Origin of the sequence: Dorea sp. Marseille-P4042 (genome assembly GCF_900290215.1) — a bacterium.
In the GTDB taxonomy this organism is placed as follows: Bacteria; Bacillota; Clostridia; order Lachnospirales; family Lachnospiraceae; genus Dorea; species Dorea formicigenerans.
The window spans coordinates 847,674-869,674 of record NZ_OLMI01000001.1; the positions used below are offsets into that span (position 1 = coordinate 847,674).

Consider the following 22,001-nt stretch of genomic DNA (forward strand, 5'->3'; position numbering starts at 1 on the left):
CAAAACTTACAGCCATCTCATTCTGGCTCTGGAATATTTACTGTGGCTGCTGGACAGTTCATCTGTTTTTTTCAAAATCTCTGCAATCATGTCTGGCAGGAATCCTGTATATTTTACTTCCATCAGTACCTGTTCTGTACTGCCCAGCGCATCTGTTCCAATCTCCTCGAACAGACCATATGGATATAAAGCCCCTCTGATATCCGTATCAAAAGTGATTCTTACATCACCTGCAGGATAAGCAAATGCCAGCCTCTGATAATCTATGATCGTCTTTGGACGATAACAGCCCTGTGTGATCCGCAAATACAGTCTCATAGCCAGCTCTGTTTCATATTCCAGAAGAAATGACGCATCTCCCTGTTCCATCCGAAGTGCCTGTTCACGGCTGACAGGTATGGAATATTTCACTCCGTCAGATCCGTTTTTGCATTTAAACTCCAGCTTTGCAGATAAATCATTCAGTGAATAAATTCTTAAACGGATCTTCCTTTTTTCATACATTCCATCCAGATTATCCCATAAATCCTGATCGTCTATGGAATCATAGTACTGAGATCTGATAAAATATCTGCCATTTGCTCCATGGATATCTCTTTCCATAATGCCATCCAGCTTCTGTTGAAGAATCATGGCCTCTCTGCGGCTGATCAGGTATTTGATTTCTTTACGAAAAATCGTTTCCAAATCTTACGCCCCCTCTCTGATTTTCGTTCAAACAGAACTATCTGGAACAGGAGTCCACATACTACCAGGAAAACCACGTATCTGACTCCCGTTTCATAAAGAAGACACATTCCCACTGCAGCAGAAGAAAGGATTGCTCCCTCCAGAGGAAAAAAAGCCGCTGCAACTGCAGCTCCTGCAGCGAAAATAACTGTAACCCACCAGAATGGATAACACATCCATACAACTGCCGCAACAGTCATAGCAGACAGGATCATGGAATCTGCTGTTTTCCACTTAAATGCCATATATCCCATCAGACACCCAAGTATCGTAAATGCTGTTACAATCGTCCCCCATCCGGTTTTTCCATTCATAACAGTACATAGGGCAATCGTCACTCCCCAGAACATTATGAAGGAAACAATCAGACGGTATACCTTAGCTCCTGCAAAAACAAGCAGAATCCCAATGATCAAAAATAGCATTCTTTCTGTATTTCCGCTTATATGAAGCTTGTCAGCACTTCCTGTTTTTTTCATAAACAGGTCCGTTCCCTTAAGGATCAGTTCCGACATCAGACATTCCTCCTTCCTTTAAAAGTGGATTCAATGCTCTCATATAGGATATATTTCCTGTTTCAGTAACATCCTGTGCCCATACAATATATTCTATATTATATTTTTCCAGTATTTCATCCAGATTCTGTATCAGATCTGTATCCTCATAAATATTAGACACATAAACCTTTTCAAAAACCTCTGAAAGATAAGAGATCATCATCTTTCCTCTTGCATCTGCAATAAGAAGAAGATTTCCTTTTCTCTGTCCTTTTCCTCTTCCTTCCACTATACTATGCTCATAATCTGGGCCAATAACTGCATGACTTCCACTACTATTAAACTGTATCATCTGTCTTTTTACTGTCTTTAGCTGCCCTTCTTTGTTTTCAAGGGTTAATTCTTCGCGATTGAGACTTGAACCATTGATATAAATATAGAATGGTTCCTGTTCCATGTTTCCTATATCTTTCTTTATTTCGTCTGTCGTATACTTTTTTAACGCCTCCAAAAGAAGATTTCCCTCAAAAGTCCCAAAAACATATTCCCGGTAAGCATCCAGGTTTTCCTTATCATATCCAAGTTCTCCAAAAATCACCTGCGCCCCGTAAAATGCCCCACGCATTGTCCAGCTATTTTCAGTTCTGAAATAAAGATATTCAGACTGATGTTTTTCCAGTTCAGATAACGGATTTAAAACTACAGAAGAATCTGTAAAAGAGGCTTCCAGTTTCTCTGTAAAATTATTGTATTTTTCCTTTTCATTTTCATATCCGCCTTCAAATACTGCTCTTTCCGGTATCGGCATAATATAAGCATCTTTTCCACTCTTTTCCTGCAATGCCTTCATAATATCTGCCGCATATGAAATCTGATCCTCAGAAATCTGATTTATATTAAAGATGCGATCCGTATAAATCACTTGATCCTGTGTTTCCAGAATTTTGGTTTTTGAAAGAGACTGGTCATTTTTTAAGCCATAATTATTATACAAATCTCTTGTTTCCGGAACATATACGCTTTGCTGCTTAACATTCTGCAATTTTTCCATTCCATTCTGGAGGCTAAAAACTCCTACAGACATTACGGTCAAAATGAGTAAAACAAGAAACAGTTCTGCGGTTTTATTCTTTTTCAACTGAATTCACCTCCCTGAACCTGATCCTGGCGTTTGGACAATTTTTCTCTAATTCTGCAATACCCGGCTGGTTTTTTATTTTCTCTGATACCGAAATCTGTTCAAGAGAACTACAATCTCTGAATGCACTGACTCCCACATATTCCACACTGTCCGGCAGATATACCTCTTTCAGATTCCTACACCCGCGAAATGCATGATCACCTATTTTCTTTAACAGTGAGGTGTCTGAAAATATCAGTTTATTAACAGACACGCATTCCGCAAATGCAGCTCCTCCAATCACAGTCAGGGAATCCGGAAGACTTACAAATTCCAATGCATAACAGTTTTCGAAAGCTGATATCCCTACAGATTTCAGCGAAAGCTTTTCTATGCTTTCCTGTACTTTCAGCACATGACAGTCAGCAAATGCATAGTCCTCAATAACAGAAACGCTCTCCGGCAGATACACCTTCTCAAGACTTCTGCATTCAAAAAACTGACTCTTCGAAATGACTGATGCACCTTCAGGAATAATCGCTTCTTTTACATATATATCTCCTCGAAATCCCTGAAAATCAACATTTTCATATTCCGACAGATCCCGGAAAGTAATCTTTTCTTCATGAACAGGTTTTCTTGGAAAACAATACTCTCCAGATATCTCTCTGTCCGATTTCAGAATTTTTCCACCACCCTCTGAAACCACATATCCATGAACATAATTACCGCCATAAAATGTTATTGTTCCGCGGGCAACAACTGAAATAATCTTATCCGGCTGACCTGCACTGGCACCTTCTTCAAATATAATGTTGCCCTGTGTAAAAATGTTTCCAAGCACTGTTGCATTTTTTTCCAGAAGTATATCATTCTCTGCGAAAATATTTCCAAGCACCGATGCATTTTCCATAATCCTCACAGCTCCATCACTGTGGATATCTCCCTGCAGGATAATGTCCTCTATCACCTTTATATCCCCACGGGAAATAATCGTATAAGGAACTGTTCCACTTTCTGTAACCATATCATCATCTATGTAATGCCTGTTATATTCATACCTGTTCATTACCGGCATACGAAATATCCTGGGATCACGTTCTTCCATAAACCGGTCCGGTTCCTCCGGACGCTGTCCCAGACGGATCACTGGTGCATACAGACTATGAAAAACATTCTCAAAGCCTATCACAAGCTGTTCTCCACTTGATACCCTTTCACCCAGATCACATTCATCATAAACTGCAACTGCATGTTCTGCGTCCGCCCATCTGAGAAGCCGGATCTTATTTCCGAAAAGCAGTCTTTTTTTGCTGTATACAGCCCGGAGTCGTATGTTCTCTTTCACAAACAACGCATCCTTTTCACTGTAGATTTCTTTTTGGAAATGTAAATCCTCTTGCTGCGGACAGAAGATGGTATTTCTGGCAATGATCAGATCTTCAATCTCAGGCTGCACGAACTCCTGACTTCCATCTGTTTCCCACACCTTTTCCTGTTTTGAAAGCATGATCATACCATTCTTCATTTCCGGAAGGGCTTTTTCCACCAGAGCAGAAAAGCTTTTTCCAAAATATCTGGCATTTTTCACATAATCCTGCCTTATTTTCAGAATCTGCCCTTTTCTCATCCTGAAATGCAATACTGCAACCAACAGAGGCATAGAGAACATACAGACAAAAATCAAAATCCATACTTTCATTTTTCAGCCTCCTTTTCCGTTTTCTGCACAGTAAACCGCACTGTTTTATCCCATTTCACACCTCTTCCGGTAACAGTATCTACCACTGCATCCCAAAATCCCAAAGAAATATTCCACATATAGAAGAAAAAGTTAAACATCATAAGAGGCAGAAGCAATGCCTCTCCTGGAAGTCCGTCTATGATAAGCGAGGTACCTATCTCAAAAAATGGTGCAAAATTTCCAAGGGAATTATAAATTCCCAAAAACAATATAACCCACCAGCCACTGAATATCTGCATTTCACCCAGGAAAAATAATCCAAGGGAAACTACCCATCCCACCAGCAGAAATACCGGTACCGCATAGATAAAAAGCAGAAACAAGCCATCTATTTTCTGAAACAGTCCCATATAGGGAGTTGTGATCGTAGGAATCAGATAGCGGAACAATACTTCATTATGACCTCTTGACCAGCGTCTGATCTGTCTGCCTCTCACATTCCAGCTTTCTGGAGACTCTTCATAACATTCCGCCGAATTAGCGTAAACAACCTTCCAGCCATTGGTAAAAAGCCGATATGTAAGTTCCGTATCTTCTGCCAGAACCTTTGGATTAAAGCCACCTGTTTCTAACAGAAAATCTTTGCGAAATCCCCCTACTGTCCCGCCATACTGCGGAATTGTTTTCAGGTTATATCGTGCCTGCTGATCTACCTGGTATCCTCCGGACCGTTCCAGATTAATAAGTCTGGTCAACATATTTGTGTTGGTATTGTACGGTATCACCCGCCCCATAACTGCACCTACCTGCGGATCCTCAAATCCCAGTGCAATCTGTTTCAGCATGTTTCTGGCAGGTCTGTAATCCGCATCAAATACAATGATGATCTCCCCTTTTGCCAGCTTCATTGCATCATTCAGACCCACCGGTTTCCCTCTGTCCGGACAGTCTCTGTGAAGGGGACGTATAAACTCATACTTTCTGTGATATTCATCCAACATTTCCCTTGTGCGGTCTGTAGAATTATCATTGATCGGAATAATTTCAAGTCTGTCCCTGTCATACTCACATTGCAGCAGAGAATCCAGAACGTTGGAAAGCACCTGCTCCTCATTATGCATAGGGATCAGTACGGAAATACTTTTCATCCTGTCTGTAAGAATATCATTGTAATAGAGACGCTGTCTGCCCAGAAGTCTTACAATTGTAAAATAAAAATGTCTGGCTGTGTACAGAAGCATCAGAATAATAACAAAAATAATATAACCTTTCATAATAGCTACGACCATTTCCATACCTCCTTTCCCTTCCTTGAATCGTAAACACCGATCATGCGGTTGACAAACACTGCATAAATCATAACCAGATATAAAAAGTCAAACATAGGACCTATCATAAAGTAGAAAAATGCCATATAGATCACAGAAAATCTGTACAGCAGCCAGATAAAGATCGCATAGCGAACGGTCCCAAATACAATGGAATACAACATGATCGCAAGAAGCGTCAAAAGCTTATAGATCACTCCCCTGTCTCCTATTATTCCGGTGACCATAACTGTCATGACAAAAAACATCACCCATATGCCAATTTCCTGAAGCATATATAATTTTGAATAAACGGTTAAAGTATAAGGAAAATATTTTTCCCCAAACACAAACCACAGACTGTTTATCAGATGAATCGCACTGCACAGAATCAGATATATAGCAAGAGGCCGACCCTTCCATGGAAGTCCCGCCAGCAGAATGATCATTCCAAGAGAAATTCCTGTATTTATAAGGCTTATCTTTATTCCCGGATATACGGTTCCTGCACTGAGATAGCTGATTTTCCCAAACAGAGGATACGTTTCTGAACGGATTCCAACATACATATGCGGTTCATATTTCTTTAAAACACCGGCACATATCTTACAGATCATCCTGGTCAGATCATCGATCTGAGTCCACATAAGCAGAAAACCAAGCAGGATCAGTATGACAATATACAGAATACATTTCTTTTTATCTGCTTCAATTCTTCGATAGGTTCTGGTGTAATCAATTACTTTCTTTTCTTTCATAACTCCCTCCTTTTTTACATTCAAACCAGATGGAAAGACCTTCTTTTATTTTCTGCTCTTCCACAGGTTTCATGAAAAAATATTCTATCCGCAGCCTGAACGCATGAAGCGAAAAATCAAGGTCACTGCACCAGATAATTCCACATTTCGGATACAGAGAACGAAGTTGTTCTGCTGCATTCAGGCCGGACACACCCGGTAATGCGAGAAACACCACTGTCGGTACTGTTTTCAATGTCTGTGCAAAAAATTGTTCCTGATTCTGATAAATTTCAATCAGTGGAAAGACATGCTTCTCTGTACAGTAATTCCTGATATATTCCGCACTTTTTTGTCCTTCCTGTTCCTGGTTAGTCAATATGGCAATACAATACACGACACCACTCCCCTCCCTTTCCATTTAAGGTAGTTTCATTTGTTATTCTCATTATAAGAAAGGCAGAAATCATTTCAACAATCCTGGCACGAAACGACAGAAAATGGCACGAATTGCAACTCCGTGGTATTGTTTTGTGATATACTGTTACCAGAGCGTTTTTGAAATAACTACTCCACTTGCCTGTCTGCGGCTATAGATTACACAGATGAAAAAGTCTCAGCAAGCGGAATTTTATAAATATATATCAGCTGGGAGATGACTCCCACCGCTATAGGTAATGAGAAACAAGCTGGTATCAGTGGTGGGAGTCAATCCCCCCAGCTGATATAGCCTCCGGCAGGATTGCAGAGGTGCGCAGTAGAAGTATGTCATGCAATTGCATGACGCGCACCTCGCAGCAAGAATGCCGAGGCATTCTTGAAAGGAAGATCTACTATGAAAATTGCAATTGTTGATGATATTTCAGACGAACGGACACTGCTGCGAAACAGACTGGAATCTCAGTTTTCCGGGCGCAATGTCCATACAGATATATTTGAATATGAAAATGGAGAAACTTTCCTCACTTCAGCGAAAGAATGTCCTTTCACTGTAGTGTTTCTGGATATTTATATGAATGGATCCAATGGAATTGATATCGCAAAAGAACTTCGCAGATCAGACACAGACTGTCTGCTGATCTTCACAACAACTTCCACTGACCATGCTTTAGAGGGATTTCAGGTCCGGGCTCTGCACTATCTTGTAAAGCCCTACAGTGAAAATGATATTTCCGCACTGGCAGATGAAATCCTTTCCCGCATCCCGGATTTCGGAAAATACATAGATGTTAAGGTAAACGGCAGTAATATTCAGATTCCCTTCCAGAAAATAATCTACGCAGAGCATTTTTCTCACATGATTCACATACACACTGCCGGTGAAAGGGAACTGGTCACCCGCCTGTCCTTTGATTCCTTCATAACCTCCCTGAAAATGGACGCACGTTTCTATCAGTGTAACCGGGGTGTTGTGATCAATCTGGAGCATGCCGTTGATTTTGACGGATCAGGTTTTTGCCTTGATAACGGAAGCAATGTCACGGTCAGCCGGAAGCTGCTCAAAAACGCCAGACAGACATTTATGGATTTTCTGTTCCAAAGGAGGTCTTGAAATGACTGACATACTTCGCCCTGTACTTGAATTTTCCATAATCATTCCCGGCATACTGCTGGCATATCTGCCTGTAAAAAGCTATCTGAGACAGACACCGCTTAAGCTGACAGCGTGGCTTTTTCCTCTTCTCCTGGGAATCTGTATTTTCGGAGGAGCAGTTTGCTGTACCTTCCACTTTCCCACCAGATGGGTCCTGTTTCCTCTGCTGCCTGTTATTATGCTTATTTATCATAAAACGTTAAAAATCTCTGTCTGGAAATCCGTCAGTATTTTTCTGGCAGTTTTTGCCGTTTTTGCATGTGTCAACAGTCTTTCCCGGGCAGTCGATGCACTTATAACTGCTGACCTGCATATTACAGAAAATGAGCTGTGGTTTTGTACCGGTGCCGGAATTTTCTATAACGTCATCTGCCTGCTGTTTGTTCTGGCAGCCTGGTATCCTGCCCGCCACTGTGTTCAGACAATGATCACAGACGAAAACTTTGCCCAGACCTGGTATGTATTCTGGATTCTTCCGGTAATCTTCATCGGAGTGAATCTTTTTATGATTCCTAAATACCGCAGCACTTTATATACCGGGCGGGTCCTGCAGTGTTATATTGTTTTAAGCCTTGTACTGCTCATAATCCTGCTCCTGTTTTATGTCATGTTTCTCATGATGGCGGTCAGCCTGAACAGAAATGCCCGACTTCAGCAGGAGAACCATTTTCTTTCCCTTCAGCAGGAAAGATACGAGAATCTCTGCATGGCCATTGAAGAAGCAAGACAGGCGCGTCACGACATCCGCCATCATTTTGTCCAACTGTCCTCTCTGGCAGAGCAGGGTGACATGGAAAAGATTAAAAAATATCTATCCGCTACAACCGAAAAAATCTCTGACTATAGCCTCCATTTCTGTGAAAATCAGGCTGTTGACAGTGTTTTCGGATATTATTCCACACTTGCCAAAAGAGAAAATATTCCTTTTCATGCACTGGTTTCCCTGCCCACTGATCTTTCCATAGATGAGATTAATCTGTGCCTTGTATTTTCCAATCTGCTGGAAAATGCCATCCAGGCAAGTGTGAAAACAGAGCCCGCCCGCAGAAAGATTAATGTGGAGGTTTATCCCCACCATAATCACCTGCTTCTGATTCATGTGGAGAATACCTTCGATGGTAAAATACAGCAAGAAAACAATGTTTTCCAATCCTCCAAACGCTCCGGAAACGGCATAGGAATCGAATCTGTCCGCCACATTACCGACAAAAACGGCGGTGCCTGTGACTTTACCTATGAAGATGGTATTTTTTCTGCCAAAATAATGCTCCGGGTATAATCAGTTAATGATTATACCCAGCAGATTCTGAATTTCATCTCTGGTTGGCATTACACGCAGTGCCCCTTTTCTTGTTGTAATCACAGATGCTGCCGCATTTGCAAAAGTCAGCATTTCCTTCAGATTTCCTTCCTCTAAACCTTCCATTCCGTGTTCGCAGATATAATGTAATACACAACCACAGAATGTATCTCCTGCTCCTGTCGTCTCAATTGTATTTTTCTGAAGGAACGGTTTTGCTTCTATCATCATTCCGTTATAGTATGCACGACTTCCTTCTTTACCCATAGATACAAGAATCAGCGGAATCTGATATCTTTCTCTGATCCAGTTTACCCCCGCAGTATAGTCTTCTTCTCCTGTCAACCACTGAATTTCGTTATCTGAGATTTTCAGGATATGACAATGCTTAAGGCCATATAATACCTGTTCCTTCGCCTCATCCAAAGAATTCCAAAGTGGTGGTCGTAAATTCGGATCGAAAGAAATAACTGCACCGGATTCTTCTGCAATACGGATTGCTTCTTTTGTTGCTTCGCGCACTTCTTCATGAGTCATAGACAATGTTCCGAAATGGAAGATTTTCGTTTCTTTAATAATGTCTTCACAAATTTCTTCTTTGTTCAGCATCATATCCGCTCCCGGGTTACGATAAAACGAAAAATCTCTGTCTCCATCCGGATAAGTATGTACCATAGCAAGTGTCGTATGGATTTCCTTATCTGTACATAATCCATCTGCATCAATCCCTACTTCTGTTATCGCATCTCTCAGCTGTTCTCCGAAAAAATCTTCCCCTACTTTTCCGATAAATGCCGTCTTATGTCCGAGTTTCGTCAGCATTGCAAGTACATTGCATGGTGCTCCTCCCGGATTTGCCTCAAAAAGCGGATTCCCCTGATTACTTTTTCCGTTTTCTGTGAAATCAATTAACAATTCTCCAAGTGCCACTACATCATATTTTTTCATTTTCTTCTCCATTCTGCCCATATTCTGAAAAATTAGCCAGACAGATTAATTCTTCATTTCCTGCTGTTCTTCTGATTGCAAAGTGTTGATTTTCCTCCACCGGATGGTCCAACGATTGCTGTCGTCGTTTTCTGCGGAATAGAGAGCGATACATCATCAATGATTTTCCGTTTGTCATAAGAAAACGAAACATTAGAAAGTCTGATATCGTAATTTTCCGGCTGGATCTCTTTGCCGTCGATATCCATGGTATCCAGTTCCAGTATTGCATTTGCTTTATCTACACATACGCTTACCACATGTAAAAGAGATGAATAATTTCCTGCACATTCCAGACTGGCATAAAGCATAAATGCTGAAATTGTCATACCGATCGCATAGACCGCACTTATAGTTCCATTAATATAAAAATATGCACTGCAAGCCACGATCACAGCACCTGTAATTTTGGTTATCACACTTTGCAGAAAATGATAGGGCACAAACAGCATTTCCATCTTTGTATTGGTCTTTTCAAACCTGACTGATTACACCGATTCATATTGGTACAAACTGTTGCTCCTAATTCTGTCATTCCATATCCTACTGTATACTCCACTGTAGCATGACACTTGGCAAGAATCTCATTCAGCTTTTTTTCTTCTTCATCAGAAATTGCGCCACCGCCACCAGCTAATGTTTTTAACCATCTCATATTGCCTTTACATGATTTCATAATCGCAAAAATAAAAGCTGGTCCTGTAATCATATGTTCTGGCTTCTATTTCATCATAGCTTTAGCAACAGCATCTGCATTTAAGCTATCATTCGTATGCAATACCCCTTTCGGTTCGCCTGTAGTGCCACTTGTATCCACAATAACTGCAGGCATATTCGGCTGATATCTTTCTTTTTTAAGAACTATTTCCTTTGACCCTTTTTTTATTATCTTAATGGGGATTCCTGTCAATCATTTGTTCAAGCAATGGCAAAAAATGAACTCTTTGTTCTATCTTATTATAAAAATCTGATGACTCTATTTTTTCAATTGTAATTGTTCCATCTGATATCTCATCAAATACTTTGCCTCTGTCCCGGCTCAATTCAAGTCTGTCCGCGAGATACTGTAGTCCCATAAGATGAAAACAATCTTTTTTATCAAATGAGATTTTTAATGTAACTGAAACACCTTTTCTCCCTAGCACAAGCTCATATTCGGTCGATAATAGCGGAATAAATGCATTTATGCAATCTAAAACATTCCTCATTACAGTTCTCCACTACCTCCTTAGATTAAGAAAGGCCCTGCATAAGCAGAACCCTTCTAACATTTTCTTTCGAGGATTAACCTGGTGCTAGAATATAAATAGTACAAGTCAAAATGAGAATTCCTTATACAGTATTTCATGGTATGATGTATGTATGCACTGAAGGAGGATCTCATTATGGCAAAGCACTATGATAAACAATTTAAAATTGATGCGGTTCAATATTACCATGACCACAAGGAGTTGGGATTGATAGGTTGTGCTTCAAATCTTGGTATCAGTCACCAATCTCTGTCTCGTTGGCAGAAAGAACTTCGAGAAACAGGCGATATTGAAAGCCGTGGCTCTGGTAATTATGCTTCTGATGAGGCAAAAGAAATCGCACGGTTAAAACGCGAATTACGGGATGCACAAGATGCACTTGATATATTAAAAAAAGCCATCAACATTCTGGGAAAATGACAGAAGCCATTTATCTCGAAGTTGCTGAGAAGGCAGAAAACGCCCACAAGGCTCGACGCCAGGTTTCTGTCTCCGGAATGTTGAAATATCTTGGCGTTTCCCGTTCTGGCTATCATGCGTGGATGAAACGTGTTCCTTCGAACACAGCCAAACGTCGTGAAGCTGTGAAAGCTCGCATTAAGGATATTTATGATGAATCCAAACAGAATTATGGTGCTCCGAAAATCACCAGGAAGTTACGTGAATCAGGAGAAATCATTTCTGAGCGAACAGTTGGTAAATATATGAAACAACTGGGTATTAAAGCCCAGTGGATCAAACCATGGACAATCACCACAAAAGATTCTGACTTCAGTAGTAAATTACAAAATATCCTTGATGAGCAATTCAATCCAGAACGTCCGAACGCCGTTTGGTGTTCTGATATTACCTATATTTGGACAATAGACGGATTTGTCTATTTGACCAGCATTATGGATTTATATTCCAGGAAAATCATTGCGTGGACACTTTCAAAAAGTTTGGAAGTATCCTGCGTGATTGAAACTATAAATAAAGCAAAAGCAAGACGCAACATTGAAGAGCCTTTAATTTTGCATTCAGACCGTGGCAGCCAATATGTATCCAAAGAATACAGACGTGTTACCGCCGATATGCAATGCAGCTATTCTAAAAAGGCTTATCCATGGGATAATGCATGTATTGAATCGTTCCATTCTTTGATTAAGCGCGAATGGTTGAATCGTTTTAAAATTCGTGATTACGATCATGCATATCGACTGGTATTCGAATATTTGGAAGCATTTTATAATACAAAGCGAATTCATAGTCATTGCGATTACATGTCGCCGAATGAATACGAAGAACTGTATTATAAGTTCCAGCGGGACGAATTAACCTTAGTAAGTTAAGATGAGGAAAACCTCATTTTAACTTGTACTAAATCTTGACATAGGACCANTCATAGTCATTGCGATTACATGTCGCCGAATGAATACGAAGAACTGTATTATAAGTTCCAGCGGGACGAATTAACCTTAGTAAGTTAAGATGAGGAAAACCTCATTTTAACTTGTACTAAATCTTGACATAGGACCAACCTCTAGCCAGATTGTGGTAAATGTCAAACCCTTATAAAGCTCATAAGGCACTGCTCTAAGAATTAACATTTTTCAACAAACGAGTCATCGTTCTATATTTTTCGTAATGACAGATATTAAAATACTCATATCAACCGGCTTCGCCACATGGTCATCCATTCCGGCATTCAAAGCAGCCTGTACATCCTCTGCAAATGCATTTGCCGTCATTGCAATAATAGGTATTTTCTTTCCATCCGGACGGTCCGACAGATTTCTGATAGCTTTTGTCGTTTCATATCCATTCATTTCCGGCATCATAATATCCATCAAAATCAGATCAAAAGTCCCCGGATCTGTATTGCAAAACTGTGCCAGGGCTGATTTTCCATCGGCAGCTCTGGTTACAATCATCAATTGCCATTCCCAGTCCGGTTCCTTTATAACTGGTTCTTGCTCCATCATTTTCCTGACTGAACTCATCAAATATTCTGTCCAGGAACTCCTCGCTCATACCAATTCCGGTATCCAGTTCCTCTGCATCCAGTTTTTCTATCATTTCATCATAGCCTTTACAGACAACAACCTCTGCCTGAATCTGATTGCTGTCCAGCCATTTTTCCAGAAGTTCTTTCTGATAGCTTCCATCCGCAGCACCGATACGACAGCCATTCATCTGCTTTAAATCACCACCCGTAAGATCTGTATGATCTTCCCGGGTATAGATTCAATATCTTTCTGTTCCCTCGGCATAGGTCGAAAAATCGATGGATTCTGCTTTTTTCTTATCCGTTTTTCTATCTTTCTGTTCATTCTTTCCCTCTTATGATCCATGAAAGCGGACATTCGCAATCTGCTTACGCTACTTGCTCATGCTGTTGTTTCTCTCCGTCTGTAAGCTTTCCTGTTTTTTCAATGCAGAAAGAATGACCGCTCCCAGTTTCTCAATATCAATGGGTTTTACAATGTGTCCATTCATTCCGGCATCAAATGCTCTTTTCCTGTCAGCATCTCTTTTTGTACTTTGTCTGGTATTATTAACTGGATATTTTTTCTTACTCGGGGGGTATATCAAAGGTATTTATTGTTACATAGTAAAACACCGCAAGGATTTTTCTCCCTGCAGTGTTTATTATTATCAATACATTTTTATATTTACTTTCCCTCTCCCTCCGGGAAAATTATTTTAAAAACAAAGAAAAAGATGACCATCGATACTCCTCCGGTAATAAAGGTTACCAGAAGGTTATAGATTGCCGGCGCCACATATTGCTGTGCGATCGGCATCCACAGATTATTAAAACCATTACAGATCAGCGAGATGATGATCCATGCAATAAAGTACCAGACTGCCTGATATACCGGATTTCCTTTACTCTTAAATGTTATATTTCTTTGAAGTGGAAAGTTGATGCATTGTGCAAGAAACGATCCGGTTTCATAACTGATAAAATATCCTAAGCCCCCGCCTATCATAACCGTTCCTTTTGCATCTCGCAGCACATCATATCCAAGCAGACTCCACTTAAATTTTACACCAAGAATTTTCATCTCGACCTGCGGCCACATAAATTCTGTACCTGCAAGATTTTTCCCGAGTAAATGTGGCATAAACGTAAATACAAGATACTGAAAGATCGTCACGCCCATGCTAAACACAAAAAAGTAAAACAATTGGTAAACCCACTTTGACAACTTCGGATATTTTTCTTCAAATTCTTTCCATACTTTCATCCATTTTTCTTTCACCGCTTCCTTTTACTCCTTTTCAATTTCCAGCATATATTTTTTACGAACCGAACGATTCTTGAAACATCCTCTGATAACGGTATGCATTCCCCTAATAAAGTGGCCGTTAACGATTTTTACAATTCCTTCTGCCATCTCCATATTTAGTCTTCCTCCTGTCATCTTCGCAAGTGCGCGGAAAGGCATATTGTAGATAAACAGAATATTCAAGTCCGGCTTTCCTTTACGTTCGCTCTTCTTTTTCATTTTTTTCAAAATATGATATACCGCTCTTGCCAAAAAGCTTCTTGCATAGTACATCTGACATATTGCATCATTGATGGTCAATTCGCCTTCCCAGTTCTCTTCCGGAATCAATGTTCCGAGCAGCTGTTCGAATTCACCGTCAGGAACGTGGCTAATATCTGCATTGTAATACGACTTCATCCATTCCGGCTTATAAGGAATGATTTCTGTTGTTCCGCTGACGGCTATCTTTCCGTACAAACAGATTTCTTCCACATTCGTACCGATCATAATACTATAGATACCGCTCTCGACTTCCCATTTTGAAGTTTTCGTATTCCAGAACCGGAATGTCTTATCATCAAATTCTATTCTTACATGTTTGGTTTGTCCTGATTTTAAGAAAACTTTCTTGAATCCTTTTAGTTCTTTGGAAGGACGGAAAATTCCGGAATCATGAAGTCCTATATATAACTGTGCGATTTCAGCACCGTCTACCTTACCCGTATTAGTGATATCAAATTCAACTCCGTTTTTTTCTACTGCTAAATTGCTGTACTGAAATTCCGTATAGCTCATTCCAAAACCAAACGGATACCTTACCATTTTATTAGCCGTATCGTAATATCTGTATCCGACATAAACACTTTCCCTGTACTCCGAGGTTTTTTCTTTTGCCGGAAAATAATGGTAAGCAGGCGTATCTTCATATTTGACCGGATAAGTTTCGCAGATCTTGCCCGAAGGATTGACTTTGCCGACAATGATATCCAGTATCGCTCCGGCTCCTGCCTGTCCGCAAAGATATCCATGAAGGATCCCTTTTAAATGCTTTTCCCATGGCATTTCAATCGGAGCGCCGGCACCGAGGATTCCAATGATATTTGTGTTTACTTTTACCAGCTTTTCTAATAGAGCGATCTGATTTTTTTTGATCCGCATATGCGTACGATCCACTCCTTCCGACTCGCTCATCTCATCAAGTCCAAAGCTGTAAAGGATTACATCCGCATGTTTTGCAAGATTAACCGCTGCATTTTCAAGCTCTTCATCTTCTTTTCCGTGACGTACATAGCCGCGTACATAACCTGCAAGTTCCAGATCATATTCTGAAATAAGTTCAACCATGTTATCGACTTGTGTCGGATTTACCAAAGAAGAGCCGGCACCTTGGTATCTCGGATCAAATGCAAAATCACCAATCAGTGCAACTTTTGTCCCTGCTTTTAGTGGCAGGATCGCTTCTTCATTTTTCAGAAGAACCGTACTTTGTTCCGCCGCTTTTTTTGCCAGCTGATGATGTGCTTTCAGGTCAACTTCTTTGCTCTTATTACTTTCGTTATTTTGCGGAAGCGTAAGTGAGAGCTCAAGAATTCGATCGACACATTCATCGATTGCTTCTTCCTTAAGCACTCCTTTTTGCACGGCTTCTACAAGCGCATGTGGGGAATCAAATCCTGCAGCCGGCATTTCCAGATCAGAACCCGCCTTCACTCCTTCTACATGATCATTGGATCCGCCCCAGTCGGTAATAACGATTCCGTTAAATCCCCATTCGTCTCTGAGAATTTCACGAAGAAGATGTGTATTTTCATTTGCATACACTCCGTTGATCTGATTATAGCTGCTCATGATTGCCTTGGCTTTCCCTTCTTTTACGGCGATTTCAAAAGCAGTCAGATAGATTTCACGCAAAGTACGTTCATCAATAACAGAGTTCATGACCATTCTTCTTGTTTCCTGACTGTTTACTGCAAAATGTTTTGGGCATGCAGCCGCCCCTTGACTTTGAATCCCGCGTATATATGCAGCAGCCATTTTACCGGCCAGATAAGGATCTTCGGAAAAATATTCAAAATTTCTTCCGCAGAGTGGACTTCTCTTGATATTAAGTCCCGGTGCGAGAACGATATCCACACCCAATGCACGAGCTTCTCCACCAAGTGCAATACCTATTTCTTCGCCCAGCTTTTCATCCCAACTGTTTGCCACTGTCGCTGCTGTAGGAAAGCAGGTTGCCGGAAGGGATGGATTTAATCCCAAGTGATCTCCTTCGCCTGCCTGTTTACGTATACCGTGAGGTCCATCTGAGCAGAAAAGTGATGGGATATTATGCTTGTCCAAATTCCACGTCTGCCATTCATTTTTTCCACTCAGGAGTAAAGCTTTTTCTTCTAACGTCATTTTTTCTATAATATCTCTGTGTTTCATCTTTTCTTCCCTCTTAGTCATATTCTTTCTGTCAAAAGGAGAGGTCTATTGTTGTCCCCTCTCCTTTGACTGTTTCCTTTGATTTATTTCTTTTTCGCTGTGATTTTAAGGATAATTGCAAGTCCGGCAGCAAAGATAATTACGTCTGCTCCGATTAGCAGAAATGTCCATGTAGGGAAGTCTGCTTTGGAAATCTCCTGCGCATTGCTGTTTGCAACTGTATAAAGAATATTATGTGTCGCTCTTCTCATTGCCTGTCTTCCATCAATTGAATCTGCTGATTTGCTTAAATTCTGTCCTGTTGTGGTAAGCATCAGATCACATCCGTTCTGAATCGCATTATCTGCATTCTTATAATTGTCTGTTACATAGTCTGTGATTACCATTCCATCGAATCCCCACTCATCACGGAGTACGTTATTCAAAAGCTCACTGCTTTCTCCGCACCAGGTTGTTCCGAGACGGCTGTCTGAAGCCATAACTGCTGTAACATTGCCTTCCTTTACGCTAATCTCGAAAGGCTTCAGATAGATTTCACGCATAGCCTGTTCTGTGCCCCATACGCATAAACCAAGTCGGTTCGACTCCTGATCGTCAAGTGCGAAATGCTTCATGTAGCAATATACACCAGCATCACCGGCTCCTCTGATAAATGCAGCCGCTGTCTTTCCTGCAAGGACTCCGTCTTCTGAATAGTATTCAAAATTTCTTCCGGAGAACGGAGAACGATGGTTGTTCATAGCCGGGGCGTAAAGACCTGAAACACCATATACAGATGCTTCATTTCCTAACACTTTTCCGTACTTTTCAGCCAGATCCTGATTCCATGTAGAAGCAATCACTACTTCACTCGGATACTGGATTCCTTTTACATTACCGGATACAAGACTGTTGATACCTGCAGGTCCGTCCTGATCACTTGTCTGTGTTTTATCGATAGAATCAATTTCCTGTGTTGCATATCCACCGAATGAGATCAGATTTTCCATCTCATCAACTGATATCTGCTCTAACAGTTCATCCCATTTCGGATCATCATAGTCAAGACCCTTCATATCATCCAGTGTAAGGCCGTGATCTTTCACAACAATATCCTCTGTCTCACCTGCGCTGTCTACTTCCCTGCTTTCCACTGCTTCGATGATCTCATCTGTAGCCTCTTTGTTCTGTGCTCTTTCTGTCGGAATTGTTCCTTCCCAATCTGCACGTGATACATACTTCACATCGTTTCCGGTGGATACATCATCAAAGTGATTTACAGCAGTCGTCTCATCAGATGATCTTGCTCCTGCATTATCTTCGTTATAAATCACATCTTCGTTTACTGTTACAGACCGGCTGTCAATCACGTCATGCGAATTGTTCATCAGCTTGATCTCATATTTCCCGTGTTCCAGAACGTAACTGCATTTTTCTTCATAATCGTATGAAGCCATATCTTCGTATTTGAAAGAGATCTCAATCGTATCAGATTCGCCCGGCTGAAGCAGCTCGGTCTTACCGTAATTAATAAGATTTACATGTGATTTTTCAATTCCGCCGACATAATACGGTGCTGTATAATAAACCTGTACTACATCTTTTCCTGCAGTGTCTCCTGTATTTGTCACCTTAACTTTCATTGTGATGTTTTCGCCGTCATCTTCAAAGTCTTCAATCTCCTGAGTAAAATCTGTATAGGACAGTCCATATCCAAACGGGTACTGTACGGCAGCATGATAAGCTTCTTCATCACATTCGCCTGTTTCATTATCCACCCAGCGGGTCTCATAATAACGATAACCGATATAGATTCCTTCAGCATAATCCACATACATGTAATGATCTTCATCAAATACTGCCGGATTTGAAAAGATCAGGCTATACTTGTTATCTGTATTTTCATAAACAAAATCTCCGAAATTGTTATAAGATGGAGCACTCGTTGCATCATAGGCATATGTATCTGCAAGTCTTCCCGACGGATTTACTTCTCCTGTCAGAACTTTTCCGATACTGTTGCAGCCTGTACTTCCCGGTCCGCCTACCCAGATTGCTGCATCTACAGCATCGTCATCGACAAATCCGAGCTCCATTGCGTTGCTGGAATTAATGATGATAACCACATTGGAGAAATTCTTTTCAACAACAGCCAGCATATCCTTCTCATTTTGATTCAGTTCCAGATAATGCTGTCCTGCGGCACCGCCTTCATAATCTGCTGTATCGAGCGGAAGGTCGCTTCCTTCTCCACCGTTTCTTGTAAGAACTACAAGTGCGGTGTCTGAGAATTCTTTTGCACTGTCAATGATTTCATCGGTGTAAATATCGGCTGAAGGTTCATAGTTGTTGTAATCCCCTCCTGTCATAGCCATTACATTTACATCTTCCTTACTGTGATAATTATCTTCATACAGTGTTTCAAGTTCACTATTTGTTTCGATCCCTGCATTTTTCAGACCTTGATAAAGAGAAATATTGGTTGTATCCTTTGCTCCGCCGGAGCCGGTTCCTCCAAAATTGATATCAATAGATGTGTATCCAAAGACATTGACCTTTTTCTCTGACAGAGGAAGTGTATCGTTCTCATTTTTCAGAAGGACAATACCCTCATCTTCAATCTCCTCTGTCAGTTCCAATCCCGCATTTCTTACTTCCTGTACATCGGGATCATCCAGATCAATAGTAGAAAAATACTGGTTGATTACATTACTGAATCGATAAACGACAAAGTTACATACAACCATTGCGGTAAGAAACAGACTTAAAAATACTGTCCCTATCTTCACCGCCAGTTTTTTGCCACGGTATGTACCGTTTCTTTTCGCCCGCACAACAAGCAGGACGATGATTGCTACAAAACAAACAATTGATGCTATTGCAGCTGACATAACAATCGTTTTTTCCATTTGTCATGTTACCTCCTTTGTTTTCTTAAATAAATTGTAACATGACAAATGGTTCTCTTCATTTTTTGACACCAAATGACGCTGAAACGACATAAAGTGACAGCGCCTATGGTCGGGGAATGATAATATTCATCACAAACCAGTTGCCTTCGGTTTTAATACTCAGATTACCATGATATTTTTCTGCACAGTAGCGGATGCTTTTAATTCCATATCCGTGATAATCTTTATTGGCTTTTGTCGTCTCCAGGTGCTCTGCGGAAATCTTCTCCGGATGACTGATATAATTTTCCAGTGTGATGCAGACCATTTTCCGCTTTGCCGCAACCGTAAGATGAATGATCCTCTTCTCTTCATCCTGCTCCATGATTTCCGCCTCTATGGCATTATCAAGTCCGTTTCCGAAAATACTGCATATGTCTGTCACATGCATAAAATCCAACAGACTGCCATTGACTACATAGGTAAATTCAATATTATATTTCCTGATGATCAGCATCTTATCTTCGATCATGGCATCAAGGATGCTGTTCCCGGTAGCTGTACTCATCTTGTAACTATCGATTTCATTTTCGATACTATCCAGCCATTCCTCTCTTTTTATCTGATCATTCTCTTTCCGAAGCGCTACAATCTGATGCTTTAAATCATGATATTTAATGCTGGCCAGCTCATTACTCTTCTGTTGGTACAGATATTTTTCGTACTGACTTCGAAGAACCTGTCTGATCGAGTTCATCTCAATCATCTCGAGCTTTTCCCGAATTTGCAGTTGATAAAAAAAGAGTACGAGAAGACCTGCAATATCAATATATGCACGGATTCGGAAAACCTCATAAAAGAGACGGCTGGAAAATGGCGTATCCGGGAATGCATAACTCAGATTACTGGTCAAAAAGACACAAAGCACGATCACAATCGTTACAAGAATTTCCTTTCTTGTAATATAGAACCCATTCACCCGATTCAAAAGTCTTTTCTCTGCCATCCCGACAATCGTCAAAAAAGCACCGTCGATCAAAAATAACAGGATGATTCCGACTACAGATGCATCCACCTTTCGGATATATACCACATAATAGTGGATCAGCCATTCCAGTGCTGCTGCTGTCTCAGCCGTTAAAAATGCGCAAAGTGCCACATAAGTACACTCCTTTCTTCCAATGCAGCATAAAGATTTCAACATCAGCCACATAAGAAGGATTGCAACTATAAGAACCGGAAACCACCAAAACAGGCTCAGATTCTTAGTCGTTAACAGGAATACACACTGTATAAACAGAAATGGCAGGGAAAGAAGCAGTGTTTTTATTTTCCCAAGTCTATTTTTCAATATCATTACATAAACCATGCAGGCCCCCCACTGCGCAATCGCTGTAAAAGCTCTTGGGATATCATTATAGATCCATTCGTTCATTATATTTCACCTCGTATGTACTCTGTTAGTTCATCCATAAAAGACTTTTTCCTGTTTCTTGCTATCGGAAGTGCTCCTCCATTTACATAACATTCGCCATTCATGACCATATCCACATATTTCATATTCACGATACAGCCTTTGTTAATGCGGGAAAAACCATGCATACGAAGTTCTGTTTCCATTTCCGAAAGATTTGCTCTGACTGAAATCACTTCTTTTTGTGTATGATAATTCAAGGTATGTCCCTGGCTTTCTATATATAACAACTCTTCCACCGAGATCCTATACATTCCGCCTTTCACAGCAATAGACATAAAGATTTCCCGGCGCTGTTTGATCCTGCTTAGCGCTCTTTCCAGTTTCTGGGAAAAGGTAAAATATTTCACCGGTTTTAAAATATAATCCATCGCATCGACTTCATATCCTTTTACCGCATACTGCGTCATGTTCGTTATAAAAATAATCACAACCTTGGAATCCACTGCCCGGATTTCTTCAGCCGCACTCATTCCGTCCATAAACTTCATCTGAATATCCATCAAAATCAGATCAAACTGACTTTGATACTCCTGCACGAGATCATCTCCGTCTTTATAATAGGTCACACAGAATCGTTCTCCGGATTCTTCTTCGAAACGACCAAAGTAATTCCTTAGCTCTTCCGCAAATATATCTTCATCTTCCGCAACTGCTATTTTGAACATTTGTATTCTCCCATTCTTTTTTCTTTTATTATAAGCCACAAAAACATTTGTGTACATTATAAAAAAGTTTCCCAAAAAAGAGGATCAGCTAATCCGATCC

The 22,001-nt window shown here is 40.6% G+C and carries 21 protein-coding genes and 1 pseudogene; 4 read left to right on the forward strand and 18 right to left on the reverse strand.

Annotation, left to right across the window (positions count from 1 at the left end; translation table 11 throughout):
- Nucleotides 1-6 precede the first annotated feature (6 nt).
- From C7E02_RS04325 to C7E02_RS04355, 7 genes are read right to left on the reverse strand one after another with little or no spacing between them, the layout of a single operon-like run.
- Entirely contained in the window at nt 7-687 is a 681-nt protein-coding gene (locus tag C7E02_RS04325; protein ID WP_105308881.1) for a polyphosphate polymerase domain-containing protein, read from the reverse strand.
- Nucleotides 651-1,244, reverse strand: coding sequence for a hypothetical protein (locus tag C7E02_RS04330; RefSeq protein WP_105308882.1), 594 nt, complete (start codon nt 1,242-1,244; stop codon nt 651-653). Before C7E02_RS04330 ends, C7E02_RS04325 begins: the two co-directional genes overlap by 37 nt.
- Nucleotides 1,225-2,364 carry a DHHW family protein gene (locus C7E02_RS04335; protein ID WP_105308883.1) on the reverse strand — a complete coding sequence of 380 codons (1,140 nt, stop codon included), beginning with the start codon at nt 2,362-2,364 and terminating at the stop codon, nt 1,225-1,227. The genes C7E02_RS04330 and C7E02_RS04335 overlap by 20 nt, the downstream gene beginning before the upstream one ends.
- A complete protein-coding gene (locus C7E02_RS04340) occupies nt 2,351-4,048 on the reverse strand; it encodes a leucine-rich repeat protein (protein ID WP_105308884.1) in 1,698 nt (565 codons plus the stop codon). Before C7E02_RS04340 ends, C7E02_RS04335 begins: the two co-directional genes overlap by 14 nt.
- Nucleotides 4,045-5,319 (reverse strand): glycosyltransferase, encoded by a 1,275-nt coding sequence (locus C7E02_RS04345; RefSeq protein WP_005341504.1) that lies wholly within the window; start codon nt 5,317-5,319, stop codon nt 4,045-4,047. Before C7E02_RS04345 ends, C7E02_RS04340 begins: the two co-directional genes overlap by 4 nt.
- On the reverse strand, nt 5,310-6,095 hold the full coding sequence (locus tag C7E02_RS04350; protein ID WP_105308885.1) for a hypothetical protein: 786 nt from the start codon (nt 6,093-6,095) through the stop codon (nt 5,310-5,312). The genes C7E02_RS04345 and C7E02_RS04350 overlap by 10 nt, the downstream gene beginning before the upstream one ends.
- Nucleotides 6,073-6,495: a response regulator gene (locus tag C7E02_RS04355; protein ID WP_242978732.1), complete on the reverse strand. Its 423-nt coding sequence runs from the start codon at nt 6,493-6,495 to the stop codon at nt 6,073-6,075. Before C7E02_RS04355 ends, C7E02_RS04350 begins: the two co-directional genes overlap by 23 nt.
- 414 nt (nt 6,496-6,909) lie before the next feature.
- Between C7E02_RS04355 and C7E02_RS04360 the strand changes: the two genes are divergently transcribed.
- Nucleotides 6,910-7,626, forward strand: coding sequence for a LytR/AlgR family response regulator transcription factor (locus tag C7E02_RS04360; protein WP_105308887.1), 717 nt, complete (start codon nt 6,910-6,912; stop codon nt 7,624-7,626).
- Nucleotides 7,627-8,173: 547 nt separating this feature from the next.
- Nucleotides 8,174-8,947 carry an ATP-binding protein gene (locus tag C7E02_RS19585; RefSeq protein ID WP_242978733.1) on the forward strand — a complete coding sequence of 258 codons (774 nt, stop codon included), beginning with the start codon at nt 8,174-8,176 and terminating at the stop codon, nt 8,945-8,947.
- Here C7E02_RS19585 and C7E02_RS04370 read toward each other — a convergent pair whose 3' ends face one another.
- Genes C7E02_RS04370 through C7E02_RS04390 form a run of 5 tightly spaced genes read right to left on the reverse strand, consistent with a single transcriptional unit; the run spans nt 8,948 to nt 11,163 of the window.
- Nucleotides 8,948-9,916, reverse strand: a complete 969-nt coding sequence (locus C7E02_RS04370; RefSeq protein WP_022279740.1) for a carbohydrate kinase family protein — start codon at nt 9,914-9,916, stop codon at nt 8,948-8,950.
- A gap of 53 nt (nt 9,917-9,969) precedes the next feature.
- Complete coding sequence (locus tag C7E02_RS04375) at nt 9,970-10,344, reverse strand: ATP-binding cassette domain-containing protein (protein WP_242978734.1); 375 nt, start codon at nt 10,342-10,344, stop codon at nt 9,970-9,972.
- A 26-nt stretch (nt 10,345-10,370) separates the two neighbouring features.
- The gene (locus tag C7E02_RS04380) at nt 10,371-10,664 is read right to left on the reverse strand and encodes a hypothetical protein (protein WP_105308889.1); all 294 of its coding nucleotides are present in this window, start codon (nt 10,662-10,664) and stop codon (nt 10,371-10,373) included.
- A 12-nt stretch (nt 10,665-10,676) separates the two neighbouring features.
- A complete protein-coding gene (locus C7E02_RS20635; protein ID WP_105308890.1) occupies nt 10,677-10,865 on the reverse strand; it encodes an AMP-binding protein in 189 nt (62 codons plus the stop codon).
- On the reverse strand, nt 10,846-11,163 hold the full coding sequence (locus C7E02_RS04390) for a PBECR4 domain-containing protein (RefSeq protein WP_005341475.1): 318 nt from the start codon (nt 11,161-11,163) through the stop codon (nt 10,846-10,848). The genes C7E02_RS20635 and C7E02_RS04390 overlap by 20 nt, the downstream gene beginning before the upstream one ends.
- A gap of 177 nt (nt 11,164-11,340) precedes the next feature.
- Here C7E02_RS04390 and C7E02_RS04395 point away from each other — a divergent pair, with 177 nt between their 5' ends.
- The gene (locus tag C7E02_RS04395; protein WP_181984745.1) at nt 11,341-11,625 is read left to right on the forward strand and encodes a transposase; all 285 of its coding nucleotides are present in this window, start codon (nt 11,341-11,343) and stop codon (nt 11,623-11,625) included.
- The gene (locus tag C7E02_RS04400) at nt 11,622-12,536 is read left to right on the forward strand and encodes an IS3 family transposase (protein WP_105308891.1); all 915 of its coding nucleotides are present in this window, start codon (nt 11,622-11,624) and stop codon (nt 12,534-12,536) included. The genes C7E02_RS04395 and C7E02_RS04400 overlap by 4 nt, the downstream gene beginning before the upstream one ends.
- Nucleotides 12,537-12,809: 273 nt before the next feature.
- Here C7E02_RS04400 and C7E02_RS04405 read toward each other — a convergent pair.
- From C7E02_RS04405 to C7E02_RS04430, 6 genes and pseudogenes are all read right to left on the reverse strand, one after another.
- Nucleotides 12,810-13,233, reverse strand: a pseudogene (locus tag C7E02_RS04405) (ATP-binding response regulator); the annotation flags it as partial.
- A 626-nt stretch (nt 13,234-13,859) separates the two neighbouring features.
- Entirely contained in the window at nt 13,860-14,453 is a 594-nt protein-coding gene (locus C7E02_RS04410; RefSeq protein WP_330406724.1) for a hypothetical protein, read from the reverse strand.
- Between the two features lie 9 nt (nt 14,454-14,462).
- Nucleotides 14,463-16,889 carry a glycoside hydrolase family 3 C-terminal domain-containing protein gene (locus C7E02_RS04415; protein WP_105308892.1) on the reverse strand — a complete coding sequence of 809 codons (2,427 nt, stop codon included), beginning with the start codon at nt 16,887-16,889 and terminating at the stop codon, nt 14,463-14,465.
- 83 nt (nt 16,890-16,972) lie between these two features.
- Nucleotides 16,973-19,777, reverse strand: a complete 2,805-nt coding sequence (locus C7E02_RS04420) for a glycoside hydrolase family 3 protein (RefSeq protein WP_105308893.1) — start codon at nt 19,775-19,777, stop codon at nt 16,973-16,975.
- Between the two features lie 106 nt (nt 19,778-19,883).
- Nucleotides 19,884-21,194, reverse strand: coding sequence for a sensor histidine kinase (locus C7E02_RS04425; RefSeq protein WP_105308894.1), 1,311 nt, complete (start codon nt 21,192-21,194; stop codon nt 19,884-19,886).
- Complete coding sequence (locus C7E02_RS04430; RefSeq protein ID WP_105308895.1) at nt 21,194-21,901, reverse strand: LytR/AlgR family response regulator transcription factor; 708 nt, start codon at nt 21,899-21,901, stop codon at nt 21,194-21,196. The genes C7E02_RS04425 and C7E02_RS04430 overlap by 1 nt, the downstream gene beginning before the upstream one ends.
- Nucleotides 21,902-22,001: the final 100 nt, after the last annotated feature.

Bases quoted from the DNA above. Each gene is read 5' to 3' on its own strand.
- C7E02_RS04330 (WP_105308882.1), bottom strand. From the start codon at position 1,244: ATGTCGGAACTGATCCTTAAGGGAACGGACCTGTTTATGAAAAAAACA.
- C7E02_RS04340 (WP_105308884.1), bottom strand. From the start codon at position 4,048: ATGAAAGTATGGATTTTGATTTTTGTCTGTATGTTCTCTATGCCTCTG.
- C7E02_RS04345 (WP_005341504.1), bottom strand. From the start codon at position 5,319: ATGGTCGTAGCTATTATGAAAGGTTATATTATTTTTGTTATTATTCTG.
- C7E02_RS04350 (WP_105308885.1), bottom strand. From the start codon at position 6,095: ATGAAAGAAAAGAAAGTAATTGATTACACCAGAACCTATCGAAGAATT.
- C7E02_RS04355 (WP_242978732.1), bottom strand. From the start codon at position 6,495: ATGGAAAGGGAGGGGAGTGGTGTCGTGTATTGTATTGCCATATTGACT.
- C7E02_RS04360 (WP_105308887.1), top strand. From the start codon at position 6,910: ATGAAAATTGCAATTGTTGATGATATTTCAGACGAACGGACACTGCTG.
- C7E02_RS19585 (WP_242978733.1), top strand. From the start codon at position 8,174: ATGATTCCTAAATACCGCAGCACTTTATATACCGGGCGGGTCCTGCAG.
- C7E02_RS04370 (WP_022279740.1), bottom strand. From the start codon at position 9,916: ATGAAAAAATATGATGTAGTGGCACTTGGAGAATTGTTAATTGATTTC.
- C7E02_RS04380 (WP_105308889.1), bottom strand. From the start codon at position 10,664: ATGATTACAGGACCAGCTTTTATTTTTGCGATTATGAAATCATGTAAA.
- C7E02_RS04390 (WP_005341475.1), bottom strand. From the start codon at position 11,163: ATGAGGAATGTTTTAGATTGCATAAATGCATTTATTCCGCTATTATCG.
- C7E02_RS04395 (WP_181984745.1), top strand. From the start codon at position 11,341: ATGGCAAAGCACTATGATAAACAATTTAAAATTGATGCGGTTCAATAT.
- C7E02_RS04400 (WP_105308891.1), top strand. From the start codon at position 11,622: ATGACAGAAGCCATTTATCTCGAAGTTGCTGAGAAGGCAGAAAACGCC.
- C7E02_RS04415 (WP_105308892.1), bottom strand. From the start codon at position 16,889: ATGAAACACAGAGATATTATAGAAAAAATGACGTTAGAAGAAAAAGCT.
- C7E02_RS04420 (WP_105308893.1), bottom strand. From the start codon at position 19,777: ATGGAAAAAACGATTGTTATGTCAGCTGCAATAGCATCAATTGTTTGT.
- C7E02_RS04425 (WP_105308894.1), bottom strand. From the start codon at position 21,194: ATGAACGAATGGATCTATAATGATATCCCAAGAGCTTTTACAGCGATT.
- C7E02_RS04430 (WP_105308895.1), bottom strand. From the start codon at position 21,901: ATGTTCAAAATAGCAGTTGCGGAAGATGAAGATATATTTGCGGAAGAG.